13 protein-coding genes are annotated in these 16171 nt (G+C 63.8%); 5 read left to right on the top strand and 8 right to left on the bottom strand.

All coding sequences use genetic code 11. The annotated features are described in order from the left end of the window. The first annotated feature begins 98 nt into the window (after positions 1-98). Genes ACP15R_RS14695 through ACP15R_RS14685 form a run of 3 tightly spaced genes read left to right on the top strand, consistent with a single transcriptional unit; the run spans position 99 to position 3078 of the window. The gene (locus tag ACP15R_RS14695; protein WP_424987185.1) at positions 99-1052 is read left to right on the top strand and encodes a Bug family tripartite tricarboxylate transporter substrate binding protein; all 954 of its coding nucleotides are present in this window, start codon (positions 99-101) and stop codon (positions 1050-1052) included. Between the two features lie 60 nt (positions 1053-1112). After that, the gene (locus ACP15R_RS14690; protein WP_424987184.1) at positions 1113-1571 is read left to right on the top strand and encodes a tripartite tricarboxylate transporter TctB family protein; all 459 of its coding nucleotides are present in this window, start codon (positions 1113-1115) and stop codon (positions 1569-1571) included. A gap of 10 nt (positions 1572-1581) precedes the next feature. Next, positions 1582-3078 (top strand): tripartite tricarboxylate transporter permease, encoded by a 1497-nt coding sequence (locus ACP15R_RS14685; protein ID WP_424987183.1) that lies wholly within the window; start codon positions 1582-1584, stop codon positions 3076-3078. Positions 3079-3167: 89 nt separating this feature from the next. On the opposite strand, the gene ACP15R_RS14680 is transcribed toward ACP15R_RS14685, so the two are convergent. Next, entirely contained in the window at positions 3168-4163 is a 996-nt protein-coding gene (locus tag ACP15R_RS14680) for a YeiH family protein (protein ID WP_424987181.1), read from the bottom strand. Positions 4164-4360: 197 nt separating this feature from the next. Here ACP15R_RS14680 and ACP15R_RS14675 point away from each other — a divergent pair, with 197 nt between their 5' ends. Further along, positions 4361-5254: a LysR family transcriptional regulator gene (locus ACP15R_RS14675; protein ID WP_424987180.1), complete on the top strand. Its 894-nt coding sequence runs from the start codon at positions 4361-4363 to the stop codon at positions 5252-5254. A 69-nt stretch (positions 5255-5323) separates the two neighbouring features. Here the strand turns inward: ACP15R_RS14675 and ACP15R_RS14670 are convergent, their stop codons facing one another. The 7 genes from ACP15R_RS14670 to ACP15R_RS14640 all read right to left on the bottom strand — a co-directional run bounded on the left by ACP15R_RS14670 (position 5324) and on the right by ACP15R_RS14640 (position 14834). Then, positions 5324-6724 (bottom strand): tetratricopeptide repeat protein, encoded by a 1401-nt coding sequence (locus ACP15R_RS14670; RefSeq protein ID WP_424987179.1) that lies wholly within the window; start codon positions 6722-6724, stop codon positions 5324-5326. A gap of 18 nt (positions 6725-6742) precedes the next feature. After that, positions 6743-7975 carry a 3-sulfinopropanoyl-CoA desulfinase gene (acdA, locus tag ACP15R_RS14665; protein WP_424987178.1) on the bottom strand — a complete coding sequence of 411 codons (1233 nt, stop codon included), beginning with the start codon at positions 7973-7975 and terminating at the stop codon, positions 6743-6745. 23 nt (positions 7976-7998) lie between these two features. Further along, complete coding sequence (locus ACP15R_RS14660) at positions 7999-9165, bottom strand: CaiB/BaiF CoA transferase family protein (protein WP_424987177.1); 1167 nt, start codon at positions 9163-9165, stop codon at positions 7999-8001. A gap of 183 nt (positions 9166-9348) precedes the next feature. Continuing rightward, positions 9349-10356, bottom strand: a complete 1008-nt coding sequence (locus ACP15R_RS14655; protein ID WP_424987176.1) for an NADPH:quinone reductase — start codon at positions 10354-10356, stop codon at positions 9349-9351. A 41-nt stretch (positions 10357-10397) separates the two neighbouring features. Beyond that, a complete protein-coding gene (locus tag ACP15R_RS14650) occupies positions 10398-11663 on the bottom strand; it encodes a 2-oxo acid dehydrogenase subunit E2 (RefSeq protein ID WP_424987175.1) in 1266 nt (421 codons plus the stop codon). Positions 11664-11673: 10 nt separating this feature from the next. Further along, positions 11674-14346: an alpha-ketoglutarate dehydrogenase gene (mdeB, locus tag ACP15R_RS14645; RefSeq protein ID WP_424987174.1), complete on the bottom strand. Its 2673-nt coding sequence runs from the start codon at positions 14344-14346 to the stop codon at positions 11674-11676. A gap of 83 nt (positions 14347-14429) precedes the next feature. Beyond that, on the bottom strand, positions 14430-14834 hold the full coding sequence (locus ACP15R_RS14640; protein WP_424987173.1) for a carboxymuconolactone decarboxylase family protein: 405 nt from the start codon (positions 14832-14834) through the stop codon (positions 14430-14432). A 380-nt stretch (positions 14835-15214) separates the two neighbouring features. Between ACP15R_RS14640 and ACP15R_RS14635 the strand changes: the two genes are divergently transcribed. Continuing rightward, positions 15215-16162 (top strand): hypothetical protein, encoded by a 948-nt coding sequence (locus ACP15R_RS14635; RefSeq protein ID WP_424987172.1) that lies wholly within the window; start codon positions 15215-15217, stop codon positions 16160-16162. Positions 16163-16171 lie beyond the last annotated feature (9 nt).

Below are 16171 nucleotides of genomic sequence, written 5' to 3'. Positions count from 1 at the left end.
CAGTAAATCGAAAAACATAGTTGACTATCTGAAAAATCAGGTTCTGAATATAGAAAGTTATAATAAAAATCGGTATCCGATAAGTTGGAGGAGAAGACATGAAGAACATTCTGCATGCGGCGGCCATGGGTTTGACGCTGCTGTCCGGAGCGGCGATGGCCGATGGCTGGCCCGAGCGGGGGATCAACCTGACGGTTTCCTACAGCGCGGGCGGTACCACGGATTCGACGGCGCGCGTGTTGGCGGCGCTGCTTGAGTCCGAGCTTGATACCACGGTCACGGTGGTCAACAAGCCCGGCGGCGGCGGCTCGGTGGCGGCGGCGCTGGCCTCGGCGCAGCGGCCCGATGGCTACAACATCTTTACCTATGTGACCGGCGCGGCGGTGATCTCGCCGCATCGCCAGGACCTGCCCTATGATCCGCTGGAGGATTTCACCTTTATTTCCCAATACGGTGCCTGGAACCTGGGGATCGTGGTGCCGGCGGACGCGCCCTATCAGACATTTGATGAACTGGTGGCCTATGCCAAGGATCATCCCGGCGAAATCAGCTATGCCATCTCGGGCACCGGCACGCCGCAGCACCTGACCATGGTGCGCCTTGGCAACGAGCTTGGGGTGGACTGGAAACCGGTGCCGTTCAAGGGCGGCGCGCCTTCGGTGACGGCGTTGATTGGCGGGCATGTGGACATCATGGCCGGCGCGACCGAATGGTTGCCGCAGGTGCGCTCGGGCGAGTTCAAGCTGATCGCGATGCTGACCGGCAGCCGCATGGAAGAATTCCCGGATGTGCCGACACTCAAGGATCTGGGCCACGACATCGAAGCGCCATCGATCCTCGGCATTGCCGGCCCGGCCGGCATTCCGGACGAGGCCCGCGACCGGCTGGATGACGCGATCGCCAAGGCCGCCCAAAGCCCCGAGCTCAAGGAGATCTTCGATACTCTGGCCATGCGGCTGAACTATCTCGACAGCGCCGATTTCGAAAGGAACGTGCGCGAAAACCATGACGTTCAGGGCGAAATCATCCGTGCCGCCGGCCTGGGCAAGTAACATCAACCGAGACCAACGCCCGCCGACACCCTCGGCGGGTTTTCTCACTGGGAGGGGAAAATGAAACAGGCAAGGGTGGATTTGTTTTCGGGCCTGGCGCTGGCTGCCTTTGCGCTCGTTCTCTACTATTACCTGATACCGAACTATGTCGACGGATCCGAGTTCGACAACACGATGTCACCGCGTTTCTTCCCTAACCTGGGGGCCATGCTGATCTTTGGGGGCGGGGTACTATTGGTGCTGCCCGCGCTCTGGACGCTGAAATCCGGCATCGCGGTTCACGGCGCGCCGCCAGTTGGCGGCCGCCCGCTCCGTGCCTTGCTGGCGGCGCTTGCGATGGCGGGTTTTGTCGTCCTGTTCCAATGGGTTGGCTATTTCGTCGCGGCTCCGGCCCTGATTGTGTCGCTGATCCTGATCTTTGGCGGCAGAAACCCCGTGGTCATCGCCCTTGTTGCGGCCGTCACGACGGGGGTGCTGTTCCTGTTGTTCAACTACGCCCTGAACCTGCCCCTGATTTGAAGAGAAACCGATGTTCGTAGAATTACTTTCCGCTCTCGAGATGCTGATCTCGGTGGCGAACCTGGTCGCCATATTCGCCGGGGTCGCGTTTGGCGTCTTCATGGGCGCGATTCCGGGCCTGACCGGAACCATGGGTATCGCGCTGGTGATCCCGCTGACCTACACGATCGAGCCGATCACCGCCTTTGCGCTGCTGCTGGGCACCTACAAGGGGTCGCTGTTCAGCGGCTGCATCCCGGCGATCCTGATCAACACGCCCGGCACGCCCGCGGCGGCGGCCACGGTGCTTGACGGGTATCCGCTGACCCAGGAGGGGCGCGGCGGCGAGGCGATGGGCATGGCGCTGTGGGCCTCGGTGATTGGTGACACGATCTCGACGGTTGCGCTCATCTTTGGCGCGATCCTCCTTGCCCAGCTGGCGACCAGGTTCGGCCCCGCGGAATTTGCCTGCCTCGTGCTCTTTTCCCTGACCATCGTCGCCGGGGTTTCCGGCGACTCGCTGATCAAGGGGCTTGTCGCGGCGGCGGTCGGGTTCATCTTTGGCACGGTCGGGCTTGACCCGATGATGGCCACGCCGCGCTTTACCTTTGGCGAGCTGACCCTGCTCGAGGGGATTTCGCTGATGGCGATGCTGATCGGCCTGTTCGCGGTGTCCGAGCTGTTTATCCAGTCCGAGGCCGCGGTGGGTTCAATCAAGAAGATCATCGTGCCCAAGGCCCGGATCAGCTGGGGCCAGATCCGCGCCAAGCTGCCGACGATTGCGCGCGGCTCGGTGATCGGCATCATCCTTGGATCGATCCCCGGCCTTGGCGCGACGCCCTCGGCGTTCCTGTCCTATTCCGAGGCCAAGCGGGCCTCCAAAACCCCGGAGAAATTCGGCAAGGGGTCGCTGGACGGTGTGGCGGCGGCTGAATCGGCGAATAACGCCACCGCCGGCGGCGCGTTGATCCCGCTGATGGCCCTCGGCGTGCCCGGCGACGTGGTGACGGCCGTGTTGCTGGGTGCGTTCCTGATCCACGGGCTGGCACCGGGGCCGCAGCTTTTTGCCGAGAATCTCGATCTGGTCTACGCGATCTTCATCGCGCTGCTGATCGCGGCGCTGATGTTGCCGGTGATCGGGCTGGCGGCGATCCGGCTGTTCTCGCGGATCGTGATGATTCCGCAATACATCCTTTATCCGGTGATCGCGATCCTCTGCATGCTGGGTGTCTACGGGTTCAATTCCAGCACCACGGATCTCTGGATCATGATCGGTTTCGGGGTTCTGGGATACGGAATGCGCAAGCTGTCCTTTCCGCTGGCACCGATGATGATCGGCTTTGTACTCGAACCCATCGGCGAACAATCGGTGCGCCAGGCCCTGACGATTTCCTCGGGGAGCTGGTGGATCTTCACCTCGTCGGTGATCTCGGTGCTGTTCCTGGTGCTGACCGTGCTTGCGGTGGGGTTCATCTCGCTGCGCACGATCAAGGACCGGAAACAGGCGGCGATACAGCAATCGCGCTGACCGGGGGGGTCACGGTCAGGCCACTGTGGCCGGCGCCGTGATGCAACCAACCGCCGCGACCGGCTCCGGACCGGTCGCGGCGGCATCCGTTATGACAGCAGCATCAGCAAACCGGCGGTCAGGCAGCCCAGGAACGCGGTTTCCAGCACCAGCAGCGCCATGGCCGCGCCGCCCACATCGACCACGTCGCGCAGGTTGGTGCGCAGGCCCACCGCCGCCACCGCGGTCAACAGGCACCAGCGCGACAGCTCGACCGCCAGCGCGATGACCGGCTGGGGAATGACCCCAAAGGAATTCAGCGTGACCAACAGGACAAAGGACGCGACAAAGCCGGGGATGATCGCCGGCCGATCCGAGGCATCCGCACCGCCAGCCCACCGCCGGATGACGATGGCCGCAACAAGGATGACCGGGGCCAGGGTCGAGACTCGCAGCAGCTTGACCACCGTGGCGATCTCGCCGACCTCGTCTGATACCGAAAACCCCGCGCCGACCACCTGGGCGACATCATGGATCGATGCCCCGATGAACACCCCGGTTAAGCGCGCGTCAAAACCCAGCAGCTCTGCAAGGATCGGGTAGGCGATCATCGCCACCGTCGACAGCAGGGTAACGCCCACGACGGTAAACACCAGCCGTTCCTCGGTTCTGTCGTCGCGGGGCAGGATCGCCGAGATCGCCATCGCCGCGGACGCCCCGCAGATCGCGACCGACCCCGCCGACAGAAAGGCAAAGCGCGGCCCATGCCCAAAGCTTTTGGCGATCAGCATGCCAAAGGCGATGGTGGCCAAAACCCCGCCGATCACCAGCAACACGATCGTCCAGCCCAAATCCGACGCCATTTCAAAGCTGATCCGCACCCCCAGCAGGGCGACGCCGAAGCGCAGTATTTTCTTGGAGGCAAAGGTGATGCCGATGCCGCAGCGGTTATCCTCGGACAGGAAATTCAGCGCGATCCCGATCAGCAAGGCCATCAACATGGCGGGCGCGCCATAGTGATCGGACAGGAATTGCGATGAAATCGCGATCAGCCCCGAGAGCAGGACGCCCGGTATCAGGCTTTTGACAAGGGTTGGAAAGTGCATGGTGGCGGCCTTTGCGAGCACGGCACACCTGGGGACCCGAAGTTGCGATGCGGCCCCGTGCGGTGTGAAAATTCATGAGCATCGCTCGGGCCGTGGGCCGTATCCGGTACTAGGCCCGCATCTTATGATGTTTAAACAACCTGTTGTTAGTTTGAAATTTGTGAATATAATGTTGGAAATTCTTGCAAGGATACCCTGTGAATCTTCGTTTCCTGCGCACGATTGTCGAAGTGTCGCAATCTCCGTCGCTGAACGCGGCGGCCCAGAAGCTGAACCTCAGCCACTCGGCGGTCAGCCTGCAGATCAAGGCGCTGGAGGAAGAGCTTCAGATGTCGATCCTCGATCGCTCGATGCGGCCGCCGGTGCTGACGGGGCAGGGGCTGGCGCTGGTGGAACATGCCCGCCGCATGGAAGACATCGTGAGCGACATTCACGCGCTGGCGGATACCAAGCGGTTCTTTGGCCGGGTGTCGCTGGGGGCGGCGCCGTCGACCATCCAGAGCCTTGCCGCGCCGACCCTTGCCCGGTTGAACGCCGAGCATTCGGACCTGGAAATCGAGGTGATCTCGGCGCTGTCGCATGATCTGATCAACATGGTGCTGGACGGGTCGATCCATGTCGCGCTGGTCACCGATCCGGGCGCGTCGGAGTCAAACCTCGCGACCTTTCCGATCTGTGCCGAGCCGTTCCAGCTGCTTGTTTCGGACCGTGAAACATCGGATGACTGTCACGACCTTCTGCGCAACCGACCGTTCATCTGGTTCGCGCGCAACACCGCCCTGTCGCGCCGGGTGGACGGGTTCCTGCGCGGCAACAAGATCGATGTGTTGTCCAAGATGGATGTCGATTCCTTTGAAGGAGTCGAGGCGTTGGTGCGGCACAATCTCGGGATCTCGATCCTGCCACGGCGGGCGCTGTCGACACCGCCCCAGGGCATCCGCCTGCTGGATCTCGGGGATCACGGGTTTCAACGCCAGATCGTGCTGGCCAGCCGCAGGAATTCGCCGCGCAAGCAACTGGTCTATCGCATCCACGAGGTTCTGTTGTCGCTGATCGACGGGCAGGTTGCGGCCGCCAGCGACGCGCCATGACCCTTGCAACGCGGCCCGGAGCGCGGTTGCTCCGGCGCGTTGAAAGGGGCGTGGCGCTGGCAAGAGGCCCTAGTTGACCAGGATCTCGCGTGCCCGCGCGGCGGCGGCTTCGGCTTCTTCGGTCTTGCCGACCGAGTTCAGGATCGAGCTGTAGTTCTTCCAAGTCCAGCTTGAATGCACCTTCTCGCCGAGGCGTTCCGAGAACAGCGCCCGCGCCACCAGCGCGTCGCTGCTGGCCTTGGCCGCATCCAGCAGGATCATGATGAACACGTCCCGCTGTGCCGCGCTGCCGCCGACCAGGTCAAGCTGGTAGCGCACGGGATCGATGGCCGCGACCGCCTTGGCGAATTTGCCATCGCGCGCGTATTGCAGCCCCCTGGCCACCGCCAGCCCGACCTCGGCACAGACCCGCGCCTGGGTGTCGTCCATCTTGGCCCATTCGCGCATGCCGTCGGTCATCTGCTTGGCGGCGACGGTGTCGCCATTGGCGATCAGCGCCATCAGGTAGTGCAAGGTGACAAAGATCAGGTCGCGGTCGTTCAGGTGTTTCCTGGCCACGTCGGTCAGGGCACCCCAGCGTTCGCCGACATCGATGCCGAACATTTCAAGCCGCCACAGCAGCGAGGAACAGTTGCAGATATCAAGGTAGAAATCCGACTCGATATCCGACGAGATCTGTTCATCGTAGAGTTTCAGAACCGCGTCGAATTCGCCCCGCTCCAGGTGAAAGAGGCTCTTGTGCCAATACAGGTGGAACCGGAAATTGTTGACCGTGGACCAGTCGCTTTCCAATCCGGCGATCCATTCGATGCCCTCTTCCTGGCGCTCGGTCATTTCAAGGACATGGGCGATCGAATGCACCGACCAGGCGTCTTTGGGGTTGCGCGCGACGGCGGCCCGGCCATAGCGTTCGGCCTTGTCGTACTGGCGCGATTCCTCGAGTCCAAAGGCATACATGCCCAGCAGAAAGCCGTAATCGCGGTGGTCTTCGGGCCAGAGCGGCAGGTGACGCGCCATGGAATCGCGCATCTTGCGGCCATCGCCCGAGTAGAAATGCGTGAAATGCGCCAGGCGCAGCGCTAGCCCGTCCAGCGGATGATCCAGCAGAATGCCTTCCCAGATGCGGGTTGTCTTTTCGAGATCGCCGGTACACCAGGCCGCGAGGGCGGCGGCGTGCATCTTTTCGCGGTCATTGGCGTCGACCTTGGCCAGATGCTCGGTCAGTTCCCCGGAGATCCGGATTGCCCGGGCCGAATGGTTGGAACTGCCGATCAGCTTGGCCAGATAGCCCTTGGCACAACGCGCCATGGGCATGTCGGGGTCGGTCTCGATGATGTCCTTCAGGATCTCGCCGGTTTCCCGGCGGAACCCCATGTAGGACGAGGTGAAATCGGCAAAGCGGTTGGCGCTCTCCGGCGATGAGGCGGTGAATTCAAGGCCGTGCTGATCCGTGTAACCTTTCATCGTCATGTTGGCTTGCCCCTCTCATCAGGCATCTTGTTGCGCGTAACCGTTGCGGGTTTGCGGTGTTTTCAATCCCAGAACGGCGCCTGCCACCTGGGTTTTGAGAATCTGCGCCGTGCCGCCGCCGATCGTGAACATGCGCACGTCACGATACATGCGCTCCAGCGGCTCAAGATCGCCGTAGCCCCGCGCACCGAACATTTGCAAGGCGTCATTTACCACCTTGATCGAATTTTCCGAGGCAAAGGCCTTGGCGCGCGCCGCCATCATCATGTCGGGGAACCGGTTGCCGTTCCAGTCGGCGGATTGGGCGGCCTCCATCAGCATCAGCCGCGAGGCATGAACCGTGGCCTCCATGTCGGCGATCATCCATTGCAGCCCCTGGAATTCCGCCAGCGGGCGCCCGAATTGCCGGCGCTCGCGCAGATACCGTTTGGCATGTTCGAGCGCCCCGGCGGCGACGCCCATGGCAATGGTGCCCGCGCCGACGCGCTGGCTGTTATAGGCGGTCATCAGGTCGGCAAATCCGCGGCGGAAACCCGACGGCGTGCTGATGCGCATGTCTTCGGACACGTCTAGATCGTGGAATCGCAGCTCGGCCTCGGGCATGCCGCAAAGTCCCATGGTCCGTTCCCGGCGCGCCACCTCAAAGCCCTTGGGCTCGATGCCCTTTTCGCGATCCACATGGACCAGGAAACCGCCGATCCCGAGTTCGGTGCCATCCTCGTCAAAGGCGCGGGCAAAGATCAGGTGCAGCTTGGAAACGCCGCCGCCGGTGATCCAGTGCTTGCAGCCATTCAGGATCCAGCGGTCGCCGCGCCTGTCCGCACGGGTTTGCATTTCGGTGGCGGCGCTGCCGGCATTCGGTTCGGTGATACAGATGGCGGGCTTGTCACCGGCCAGCACGATGGGGGCGCAAAAGGCCCGCTGTGCGTCGGTGCCATAGGTCATGACCGCGCTGATGCCGCCCATGTTGGCCTCGACCAGGATCCGGGCGGTCAGCGTACAATGGCGCGCCGCCTCTTCGACCACCTGGGCGACTTGCAGAAAGCTCGCCCCGCCGCCGCCGAAACGCGTGGGGATCGACATTCCCATAAGGCCCGCCTCGGCAAGCGCGCTGACATTGGGCCAGCAATATTCGCGGCTCTGGTCCCATTCGGCGGCACGGCTTGCGATCACCGGTGACAGGGCTTGCATCCTGTCAAGCCAGGGGTTGTCGCCAAGTGTCCGGGTGCTGAATGCGGGTTGGTGGTTCATCATGTCCTCACGGATTGTCTGGATTACAGGTCGCCCAGCACGGACTCGGTATCCGCGCCGAGTTTCGGCGGAGCAAAGCGGTAGGTGACCGGGGTTCTGGACATCTTGATCGGGTTCCCGATCAGCGGCACCGTCCCGGCATTGGCATGGTCCTGGGTCATTTCGATCTTCATGCCGCGGGCCCGGGCCTGGTCGCTTTCCAGCACCTCGCCAATGGTGTTGATCGGCCCGCCGGGTATCCCGCGCGCTTCCATGCCGCTCAGCAGGGTGTCGCGGGAGAGGTCCGCCAGGGTCGCGGCGATCAGGGAAATGATCTCGGCGCGGTTCTCGATCCGCAGGGCGTTGGTGACAAAGCGTGGATCATCGGCCAGTTCGGGACGGCCGATCAGGGCACAGAACCGCCGGTATTGCTCATCATTGCCGACCGCGACGATGACATGGCCATCGGCGACCTCGAACACCTGGTAGGGCACGATATTGGGGTGCTCGTTGCCCGCCCGCGTCGGCGATTGACCGGAGACCAGGTAATTGGTGCCCTGGTTGGCGAGCATCGCCATCTGCACATCCACCAGCGACAGGTCGATGAGCTGCCCCTGGCCGGTCGCATCGCGGTGGCGCAGCGCGGCGAGGATCGCCACCGTGGCATGCAGCCCGGTACACAGGTCGGTGATCCCGACGCCGACCTTCATCGGTTCGCCATCGCGCGCGCCGGTGATGCTCATCAAGCCGCCATAGCCCTGCGCCAAAAGATCGTATCCCGGTCGGTGGGCGTTGGGGCCGGTCTTGCCGAACCCCGAGATCGCGCACCACACCAGCTGTGGAAACCGCGCGGCAACCTGTTCATAATCCAGCCCGAATTTCTTCAGCCCACCGGGTTTGAAGTTTTCGACCACCACGTCCGCCCCGGCCATCAGCGCCAGCAGCCGATCCAGATCGGCCGGGTCGCCGAAATCGATCTCGACGGATTTCTTGTTGCGGTTCGCGGCGATGTAATAGGCGCTTTCGGTTGCCGGGCCATCCTTGGGCGCGACAAAGGGCGGACCCCATTTGCGGGTATCATCGCCGTGATCCTTGCGCTCGATCTTGATGACGTCCGCACCAAGATCGCCGAGCATCTGGGTGCAGGTCGGACCCGCCAGGATCCTGCTCAGGTCCAGAATACGGAGATTCCCCAGCGACGATTCGGTCATGAAAGAGCCCCCCTTGTTTCACTGGAGAGGTCTTAACATGTTTGAGGAACTTTCTCTAAACGAGCAATTATTGAAAGTAACGTTGAAAAAACTAACAATGCGGTCAGCGACCTGCGAAACGGGCACGGCGCGCCCCGGGGATGCGCCGTGCCGGTTTGTCGCGGGCGGGACCGCAGCGTGTCGTCAGGCGTCGCCGATGGTCAGAACGGCATTGCCGATCAGCGTGCCGGATTCGATGGCCTCATGCGCGGCGACGATGTCATCCAGTGCAAAGTGCCGGTCGATGCGCGGGGCCAGCTTGCCGGCGGACAAGAGCGCGGTGATATCGGCAATCGCCCGCGCCTTGGCCGCAGCGCTCATCGAATAGACAAAGATCGGCTGTATCCGGATGTTGCGGAAGGCCAGCGGATAAAAGGGCAGCGCCGGTGTCAGGTTGGTGGCGGTGGCATAGCTGCCGACGGTGCCGTTCATCGAAAGGATCGCGGGATACATCGCAACATGCGCCGCAAGGTCGACATCGGCCACGTGGTCGACCCCGTCGGGGGCCTCTTCGATCACCCGCGCCTGCAGGTCCTCGCTGCGGTAGTTGATCGTCACATCCGCCCCGGCGTCGCGGGCGATGGCCGCCTTGTCCGCGGTGCTGACGGTGGCGATGACGCGCGCGCCAGCGGCCTTGGCGATCTGGATCGCGGAATGGCCGACCGACCCGGCCCCGCCGGTCACCAGCACGGTGGCCCCGTCAAGCGGGCGCTCTGCGCACATCACCGCCCGGTGCGCCGTCATTGCCGGCACCCCGATGCAGGCCCCCTGGGCAAAGGAGGCGCGCTCGGGAAGCGCGATGGCCTGGTCTGCGGGCACCGTGGCAAATTCGGCGGCTGTCCCGTTGCGGCCCTGGCCCAGCCCGTCCGGCGAGCGGTTGATGCCATAAAGCCAGACACGCTGGCCGATGCGCGCGGGGTCGACGCCTTCGCCAACCCGTTCGATGATGCCGGCGCCGTCATTGTGGACCAGAACGCGGTCGGCCACCATCGGGCCCTGGGCGCCGCTGCGCAATTTGGAATCCGACGGGTTCACGCCCGAGGCGCGCATGGCGACCAGAACCTCGCCCGGTGCGGGGGCGGGGGTGTCGATGTCGCGGATCACCAGGGTTTCGCTGGCGGTCCCGCGCGCGATGTTGAAGGCGGCTTTCATTGGGAGGGTCCTTTCTCTTGTGTCGTACAGAACGATGGCTGTCAGAGCGTGTTTCGCCGAAAGTCGTTCAGCGTGGTCGTCACCGAGCCGAGGAACTTCGCCGCGGCAACGCCGTCGACGACGCGGTGGTCCCACGCCAGGCTGAGGGGTTGCATCAGGCGGGGCTGGAAGGCGGTGCCGTCCCAGACCGGCTGGATCGCGGCGCGGGTCATTCCGAGGATCGCAACCTCGGGGGCGTTGATGATCGGGGCGAAATTGGTGCCGCCGATGCCGCCAAGCGACGAGATGGTAAAGCTGCCGCCCTGCATCTGGGCCGGTGCCAGCCTGCCGTCGCGGGCGCGGGCCGCAAGCGCCGTCATTTCCGCCGCGATCGTCCGAACACCCTTGCGGTCGGCATCCCGGATCACCGGCACCACGAGCCCGCCAGGCGTGTCCGTGGCGATGCCGATATGATAATATTCCTTGATCACCAGCGCGTCGCCGTCGAGCGAGGCGTTGAAGCGGGGAAAGCTCTGCAACGCGGTGACCACGGCCTTGACCACAAAGGGCAGGATCGACATTTTCGCCTCGAGCGCGGTCTCGGCGTTGATGGTCTTGCGAAACTGTTCAAGCTCGGTGATGTCGGCGCTGTCGAAATTGGTGACATGCGGGATGATCATCGCGTTCCGCGCCAGGCTTGGCCCCGAAATCCGGGCGATGCGCGACAGGGGTTCGCGGCGCACCGGGCCGAATGCCGCGTAGTCCACCTGTGGCCAGGGCGGCAGGCCCAGATCGGCAATCCCGCCGGATGGCGCGGGGGCCGGAGACCGAAGCGCCGCCTTGACATGGGCCGAGACATCTTCGCGGGTGATCCGTCCCTTGCGTCCGCTGCCGCTTACATGGCCCAGGTCAACCCCCAGCTCGCGGGCGAATTTGCGCACCGAAGGCGTTGCATGGCCGGCGGGTTGCGGGTCGGGGGCGGTGTTGTCGTCAGGTGTCGGGTCGTCTGCAAGAGCGGCGGCGGTCCGATGCTCGGGGTCCGGGGGGATCGGGCCGGGCGCGTCCGCCGCCCCGGCGGTGTCGGGCCGGGTCCTGCGCAGGCGCGCGATCAGGCTGCCCTCGGAAACCCGGTCGCCCTCGGCCACCAGCAGCTCGATCAGCTCGCCCGCCTCCGGCGCGGGCACGTCCAGCGTTGCCTTGTCGGATTCCAGCGCCACGAGGCTCTGGTCGGCCTCGATGCCCTCGCCCGGGGCAACCATGATCTCGACCACCGGTACGTCGGTGAAATCGCCGATATCGGGGACGCGAATGTCGATGAGCCCGCTCATGCCGCCACCCTCACACGGTCCAGGGGGCGGGGGCAGCGGGCAGCGCGAACTGCCGGACCGCGCGGGCGTGGAGATCGGGCGGCACATGGCCGTCGCGCACCAGCGCCTCGATCGCGGCCAGCACCACATGTTCGCGGCTGACCTCGAAGAACCGGCGCAGCTCGGCGCGCTGGTCGCTGCGACCGAAGCCATCAGTACCAAGCGCCACGAACCGCCCGCTCACATGCGGGGCAATCATGTTAGGCACGGCGCGCACGTAATCGGTGGCGGCGATCACCGGCATGGGGCCGGGCAACTGGGTCTGTACATGGCTTGTCCGTGCCGCACCCGGTGTCAGGCGATTGTGTCGCGCCACCTCTTCGGCGTCGCGCGCCAGTTCGCTGAAGCTCGTGGCGCTGAAGATGTCCGAAGCGATGCCGAAATCCCGCGCGAGGATCCCGGCGGCGGCGATCACCTCTTGCAAGATGGTGCCCGAACCGATCAGGCGGGCGCGCACCTTCGCCTTGTCGTCGCCACGGCTGCCCAGTTTGTAGAGCCCCTTAAGAATGCCCTCTTCCGCCCCTTCGGGCATGGTTGGCATCGGGTGGTTTTCGTTCATCACGGTGAGATAATAGAACTCGTCCACCTGGTCTTGCATCATCCGCCGGCTGCCGTGATCCGTGATGACCGCCAGCTCATAGGCATAGGCCGGGTCATAGCTGCGGCAATTGGGGATCGTCGCGGCGACCAGTTGGCTGGTGCCATCCTGGTGTTGCAGACCTTCGCCCGACAAGGTCGTCTTGCCAGCAGTGGCCCCAATCAGGAAACCTCGCGCGCGCTGGTCGGCAGCCGCCCAGATCATGTCCCCCACCCGCTGGAAGCCGAACATCGAGTAATAGATATAGACCGGCAGCATTGGCCGCCCGTGGATCGAATACGAGGTCGCCGCCGCCGTCCACGACGCCAGCGCCCCGGCCTCGTTGATGCCCTCTTCCAGCAGCTGCCCGTCCTTGGATTCCTTGTAGTACATCATGGAACCCGCATCTTCCGGCGTATAAAGCTGCCCATCGGGCGCATAGATGCCGATCTGGCGGAACAGGTTGTCCATGCCAAAGGTGCGCGCCTCGTCGGCCACAATGGGCACGATGCGCGGGCCGAATTCCTTGTCCTTGAGCATCCCGCCCAACATCCGGACAAAGGCCATGGTGGTGGACATCTCCTTGCCGTCGGCCTGCAGAGCGAACCTGGCATAGGTGTCCAGCGCCGGCACCGGGGCCACCGCCGCCTGCGGGGCACGCGGCGCGCGCCGGGGCATATAGCCGCCCAGGGCCTCGCGGCGTTCGTGCAGATAGCGCATCTCGGCGCTGTCGGGATCGGGGGTGAACAGGTTCATCGACTCGACATCCTCGTCCGAGATCGCCAGCCCGAACCGCTCGCGGAACTCGAACAGCGCCCCGGTATCCAGTTTCTTGGCCTGGTGCGCGATCATTCGCGACTCCCCGGCGCGCCCCATGCCATAACCCTTCTTGGTCTTGGCCAGAATCACGGTTGGCCGCCCCTTGTGCGCGCGGGCGGCGGCAAAGGCGGCGTAAAGCTTTCTGAAATCATGGCCGCCCCGCTTGAGCGCATGGATCTCGTCTTCGGACATGTGCTCGACCAGCGCGCGCGAACCGGGATCGGCGTAAAAGAACGTGTCGCGGTTGTAATCGCCCCCCTTGGCCCCCAGCGTCTGGTATTCGCCATCCACGGTCTCGGCAAAGCGGCGCAGCAGGACATTGTCGCCATCGCGGGCAAACAGCGGGTCCCATTCCGAACCCCAGAGCACCTTGATCACGTTCCATCCGGCCCCGATGAACAGCGATTCCAACTCCTGGATCACCTGCCCGTTGCCGCGCACCGGCCCGTCCAGCCTTTGCAGGTTGCAGTTGACGATATAGGTCAGGTTGTCGAGCCCCTCGCGTGCCGCAAGGGTCAGGCCGGCAATCGATTCAGGCTCGTCCATCTCGCCATCGCCAAAGACGCCCCAGACATGACGTGCATCGGTCTCGGCCTGGCCCCGCGCCGCGAGATAGCGCATGAACCGTGCCTGGTAGACCGCGTTCAGCGGGCCGATCCCCATCGAGCCGGTGGGAAACTGCCAGAAATCCGGCATCAGCCAGGGATGCGGATACGAGCACAGCCCATCGCCCGCCACTTCCTGGCGGTACTTGTCCAGATGCGCGCGCCCCAGCCGCCCCTCGAGATAGGCGCGGGCATAGACACCGGGCGCGGAATGGGGCTGATAGAACACCAGATCACCGGCGAAATCCTCGGTGCGGGCGCGGAAGAAATGGTTGAACCCGGTTTCGAAAATCTCTGCCGCCGAGGCGTAAGAGGCAATGTGCCCGCCCAGTCCCCCATAGGCCTCGTTCGCACGGATCACCATCGCCAACGCGTTCCAACGCAGGATCGCGGTCAGGCGCTTTTCGACCTCCAGATCACCGGGATAGACCCCTTGCGCCTCGAGCGGGATGGAATTGCGATAGGCCGAATACGGCGCTTCGCCCGCATATAGCCCCTCGACCCGTGCCGTCTCTTCCAGTTGGCGCAACAGGAAAGTGGCGCGCGCATCTCCGCACGCCCGCTTGACGCCCAGCAGCGACTCCACCCAATCCCGCGTTTCGTCGGGGTCAATATCGGCGCTCGGGGGGCTGTGCGGCTGCATCGGGGGTCTCCGGTTGTGAACTGGGGGTATCGCGGCCAGGCAGCCATGATCCGGAGCCTGGCCAATAGGGTGACAGGTGCGGCTCAGTCCCGGAGCTGCTGAAAGATCTCGTCGATCGGGACGCGGTAGCCGCTCACCAGGCGGTTGGTTTCATTGGCCATTCCGACGATCGACATGATTTCGCCGAACATGTCGTCGCTCATGCCGGCCTTTTGCGCGGCTGCACCATGGCTGGCCACGCAATACCCGCAATTATTGGTGATGCTGATCGCAAGATAGATCATTTCCTTGGTCACGGGGTCCAGCACGCCGGGGCCCATGACCTCTTTGACACCCTCCCATGTGCGTCTGAGCACGGCGGGGTGATGGGCCAGGCATTTCCAGATATTGTTGATATAGTCAGTATTGCGGGTCTGCCTGATGTCGTCAAAGATCGCCCTGACTTCGGGGCTGGCATCTTCGTATTCGATCGGGGGCGTTGTATTCATTGGGGAAATCCTCCTTTGCCGGGTATCAGGTCCGGTCATCCCGTGAGCGACGCTACTGAAACGTTACAGGGCGGAGAAATATAAATCGGACATGGTAGCGATACCTTTTTGTCTATGCCTGTTGCGCCGGGTCCATTGCGCTGCGGGTACGGACGGGGCAAATGCCGCCCCAGGCCCGCGCATAGCCAAACTTCGAATGGCACCAGGCTGGCCATAGGTTTTCGCTATGGCCGGTCTAGCGTATTGGCGTTTCCGCCAGGGCAGGGACGCCGGTAGGGTGGGGGAAATTGGCCTTGGGGAGGTTGGCTCGGCCAAATGGGCGGCGGGAGGCCCGTTCATCTAAACATGTCATGAAAACAACGGATTATGGGAGGATCAACATGAAAACGGTTCTGAAGGCGGCGGCGGTCGCCGTGGCGGCGATGGCTGCGCCCCTGTCGGTCGCGGCCGAGGCATGGATGCCCGAGGGTCCGATCAAGATGCTGATCGCATTTCGCGCGGGGGGCGGTGCCGATACCCAGGCGCGGCTGATCGCGGAAGAGCTCGAAGCGCGGCATGGCTGGTCGGTGATACCCGAACAGGTGCCGGGCAAGGGCGGTCTGAACGCGGTCAAGGCAATCATCGGCGAGCCGGGCGACGGCACGGCCATCGCGATGATCGTAACCGGTTCGCTGGGGTACAACATGGCCGCGGCGCGGGCGGGCAAGCCCACCGATGTCACCCCGATTGTGACCACTGCGGGCACGCAGATGGCCGTTGTGGCGCTTGCCTCGAAAGGCTGGAAGACCTTTGACGACGTGCTCGACGCGGCCCGGTCCGGCACCCCGATCCGCTTTGGGGTGATGACGCCGCGCCTGGGGGACATGGTGTATGTGCTTGAAAAACGCAATGACGTGGATTTCAACATCGTTTCCCTGACCGGTGGCAAGGCGGTGATCGACGGGCTGAACGCGGGTGATCTCGATGTGGGATTCGGCGCGGGAATCCAGGCCAAGGCCGTGGCAAGCGGCGATATGGTGGAACTGGCCTCGGCGCTTGACGAACCGCTGGTCTCGACCCCGGATGCGCCGCTCTTGCGCGATTTCAATCTCGGATTCGTCAGCGACACGACTTTCATGTTCGCCGGACCCAAGGATATGGACCCCAGGGCGCGGGACGCGATTGCAAATGCCATTGCCGAGATCGTGCAGGACGCGGCCAGCAAGCCGCACGTATTCATCAACAAGGCATTTGGCGGCCCCAAGGTGGTGATGGGTGACGCGCTGGCGACCGGGATTCAGCAAGGCTATGACGACGCGGGCGCGTTGATGAACGCGGTCAACGAATGACGGCGGGCC

The organism is Microbulbifer sp. S227A (genome assembly GCF_049800935.1).
This window is presented reverse-complemented; position numbering and strand designations above follow the sequence as displayed.

What these genes read in the sequence shown, in the direction of transcription:
- ACP15R_RS14695 (WP_424987185.1), top strand. Translation starts at nt 99, where the DNA reads ATGAAGAACATTCTGCATGCGGCGGCCATGGGTTTGACGCTGCTGTCC.
- ACP15R_RS14690 (WP_424987184.1), top strand. Translation starts at nt 1,113, where the DNA reads ATGAAACAGGCAAGGGTGGATTTGTTTTCGGGCCTGGCGCTGGCTGCC.
- ACP15R_RS14685 (WP_424987183.1), top strand. Translation starts at nt 1,582, where the DNA reads ATGTTCGTAGAATTACTTTCCGCTCTCGAGATGCTGATCTCGGTGGCG.
- ACP15R_RS14680 (WP_424987181.1), bottom strand. Translation starts at nt 4,163, where the DNA reads ATGCACTTTCCAACCCTTGTCAAAAGCCTGATACCGGGCGTCCTGCTC.
- ACP15R_RS14670 (WP_424987179.1), bottom strand. Translation starts at nt 6,724, where the DNA reads ATGACGATGAAAGGTTACACGGATCAGCACGGCCTTGAATTCACCGCC.
- acdA (WP_424987178.1), bottom strand. Translation starts at nt 7,975, where the DNA reads ATGAACCACCAACCCGCATTCAGCACCCGGACACTTGGCGACAACCCC.
- ACP15R_RS14660 (WP_424987177.1), bottom strand. Translation starts at nt 9,165, where the DNA reads ATGACCGAATCGTCGCTGGGGAATCTCCGTATTCTGGACCTGAGCAGG.
- ACP15R_RS14655 (WP_424987176.1), bottom strand. Translation starts at nt 10,356, where the DNA reads ATGAAAGCCGCCTTCAACATCGCGCGCGGGACCGCCAGCGAAACCCTG.
- ACP15R_RS14650 (WP_424987175.1), bottom strand. Translation starts at nt 11,663, where the DNA reads ATGAGCGGGCTCATCGACATTCGCGTCCCCGATATCGGCGATTTCACC.
- mdeB (WP_424987174.1), bottom strand. Translation starts at nt 14,346, where the DNA reads ATGCAGCCGCACAGCCCCCCGAGCGCCGATATTGACCCCGACGAAACG.
- ACP15R_RS14640 (WP_424987173.1), bottom strand. Translation starts at nt 14,834, where the DNA reads ATGAATACAACGCCCCCGATCGAATACGAAGATGCCAGCCCCGAAGTC.
- ACP15R_RS14635 (WP_424987172.1), top strand. Translation starts at nt 15,215, where the DNA reads ATGAAAACGGTTCTGAAGGCGGCGGCGGTCGCCGTGGCGGCGATGGCT.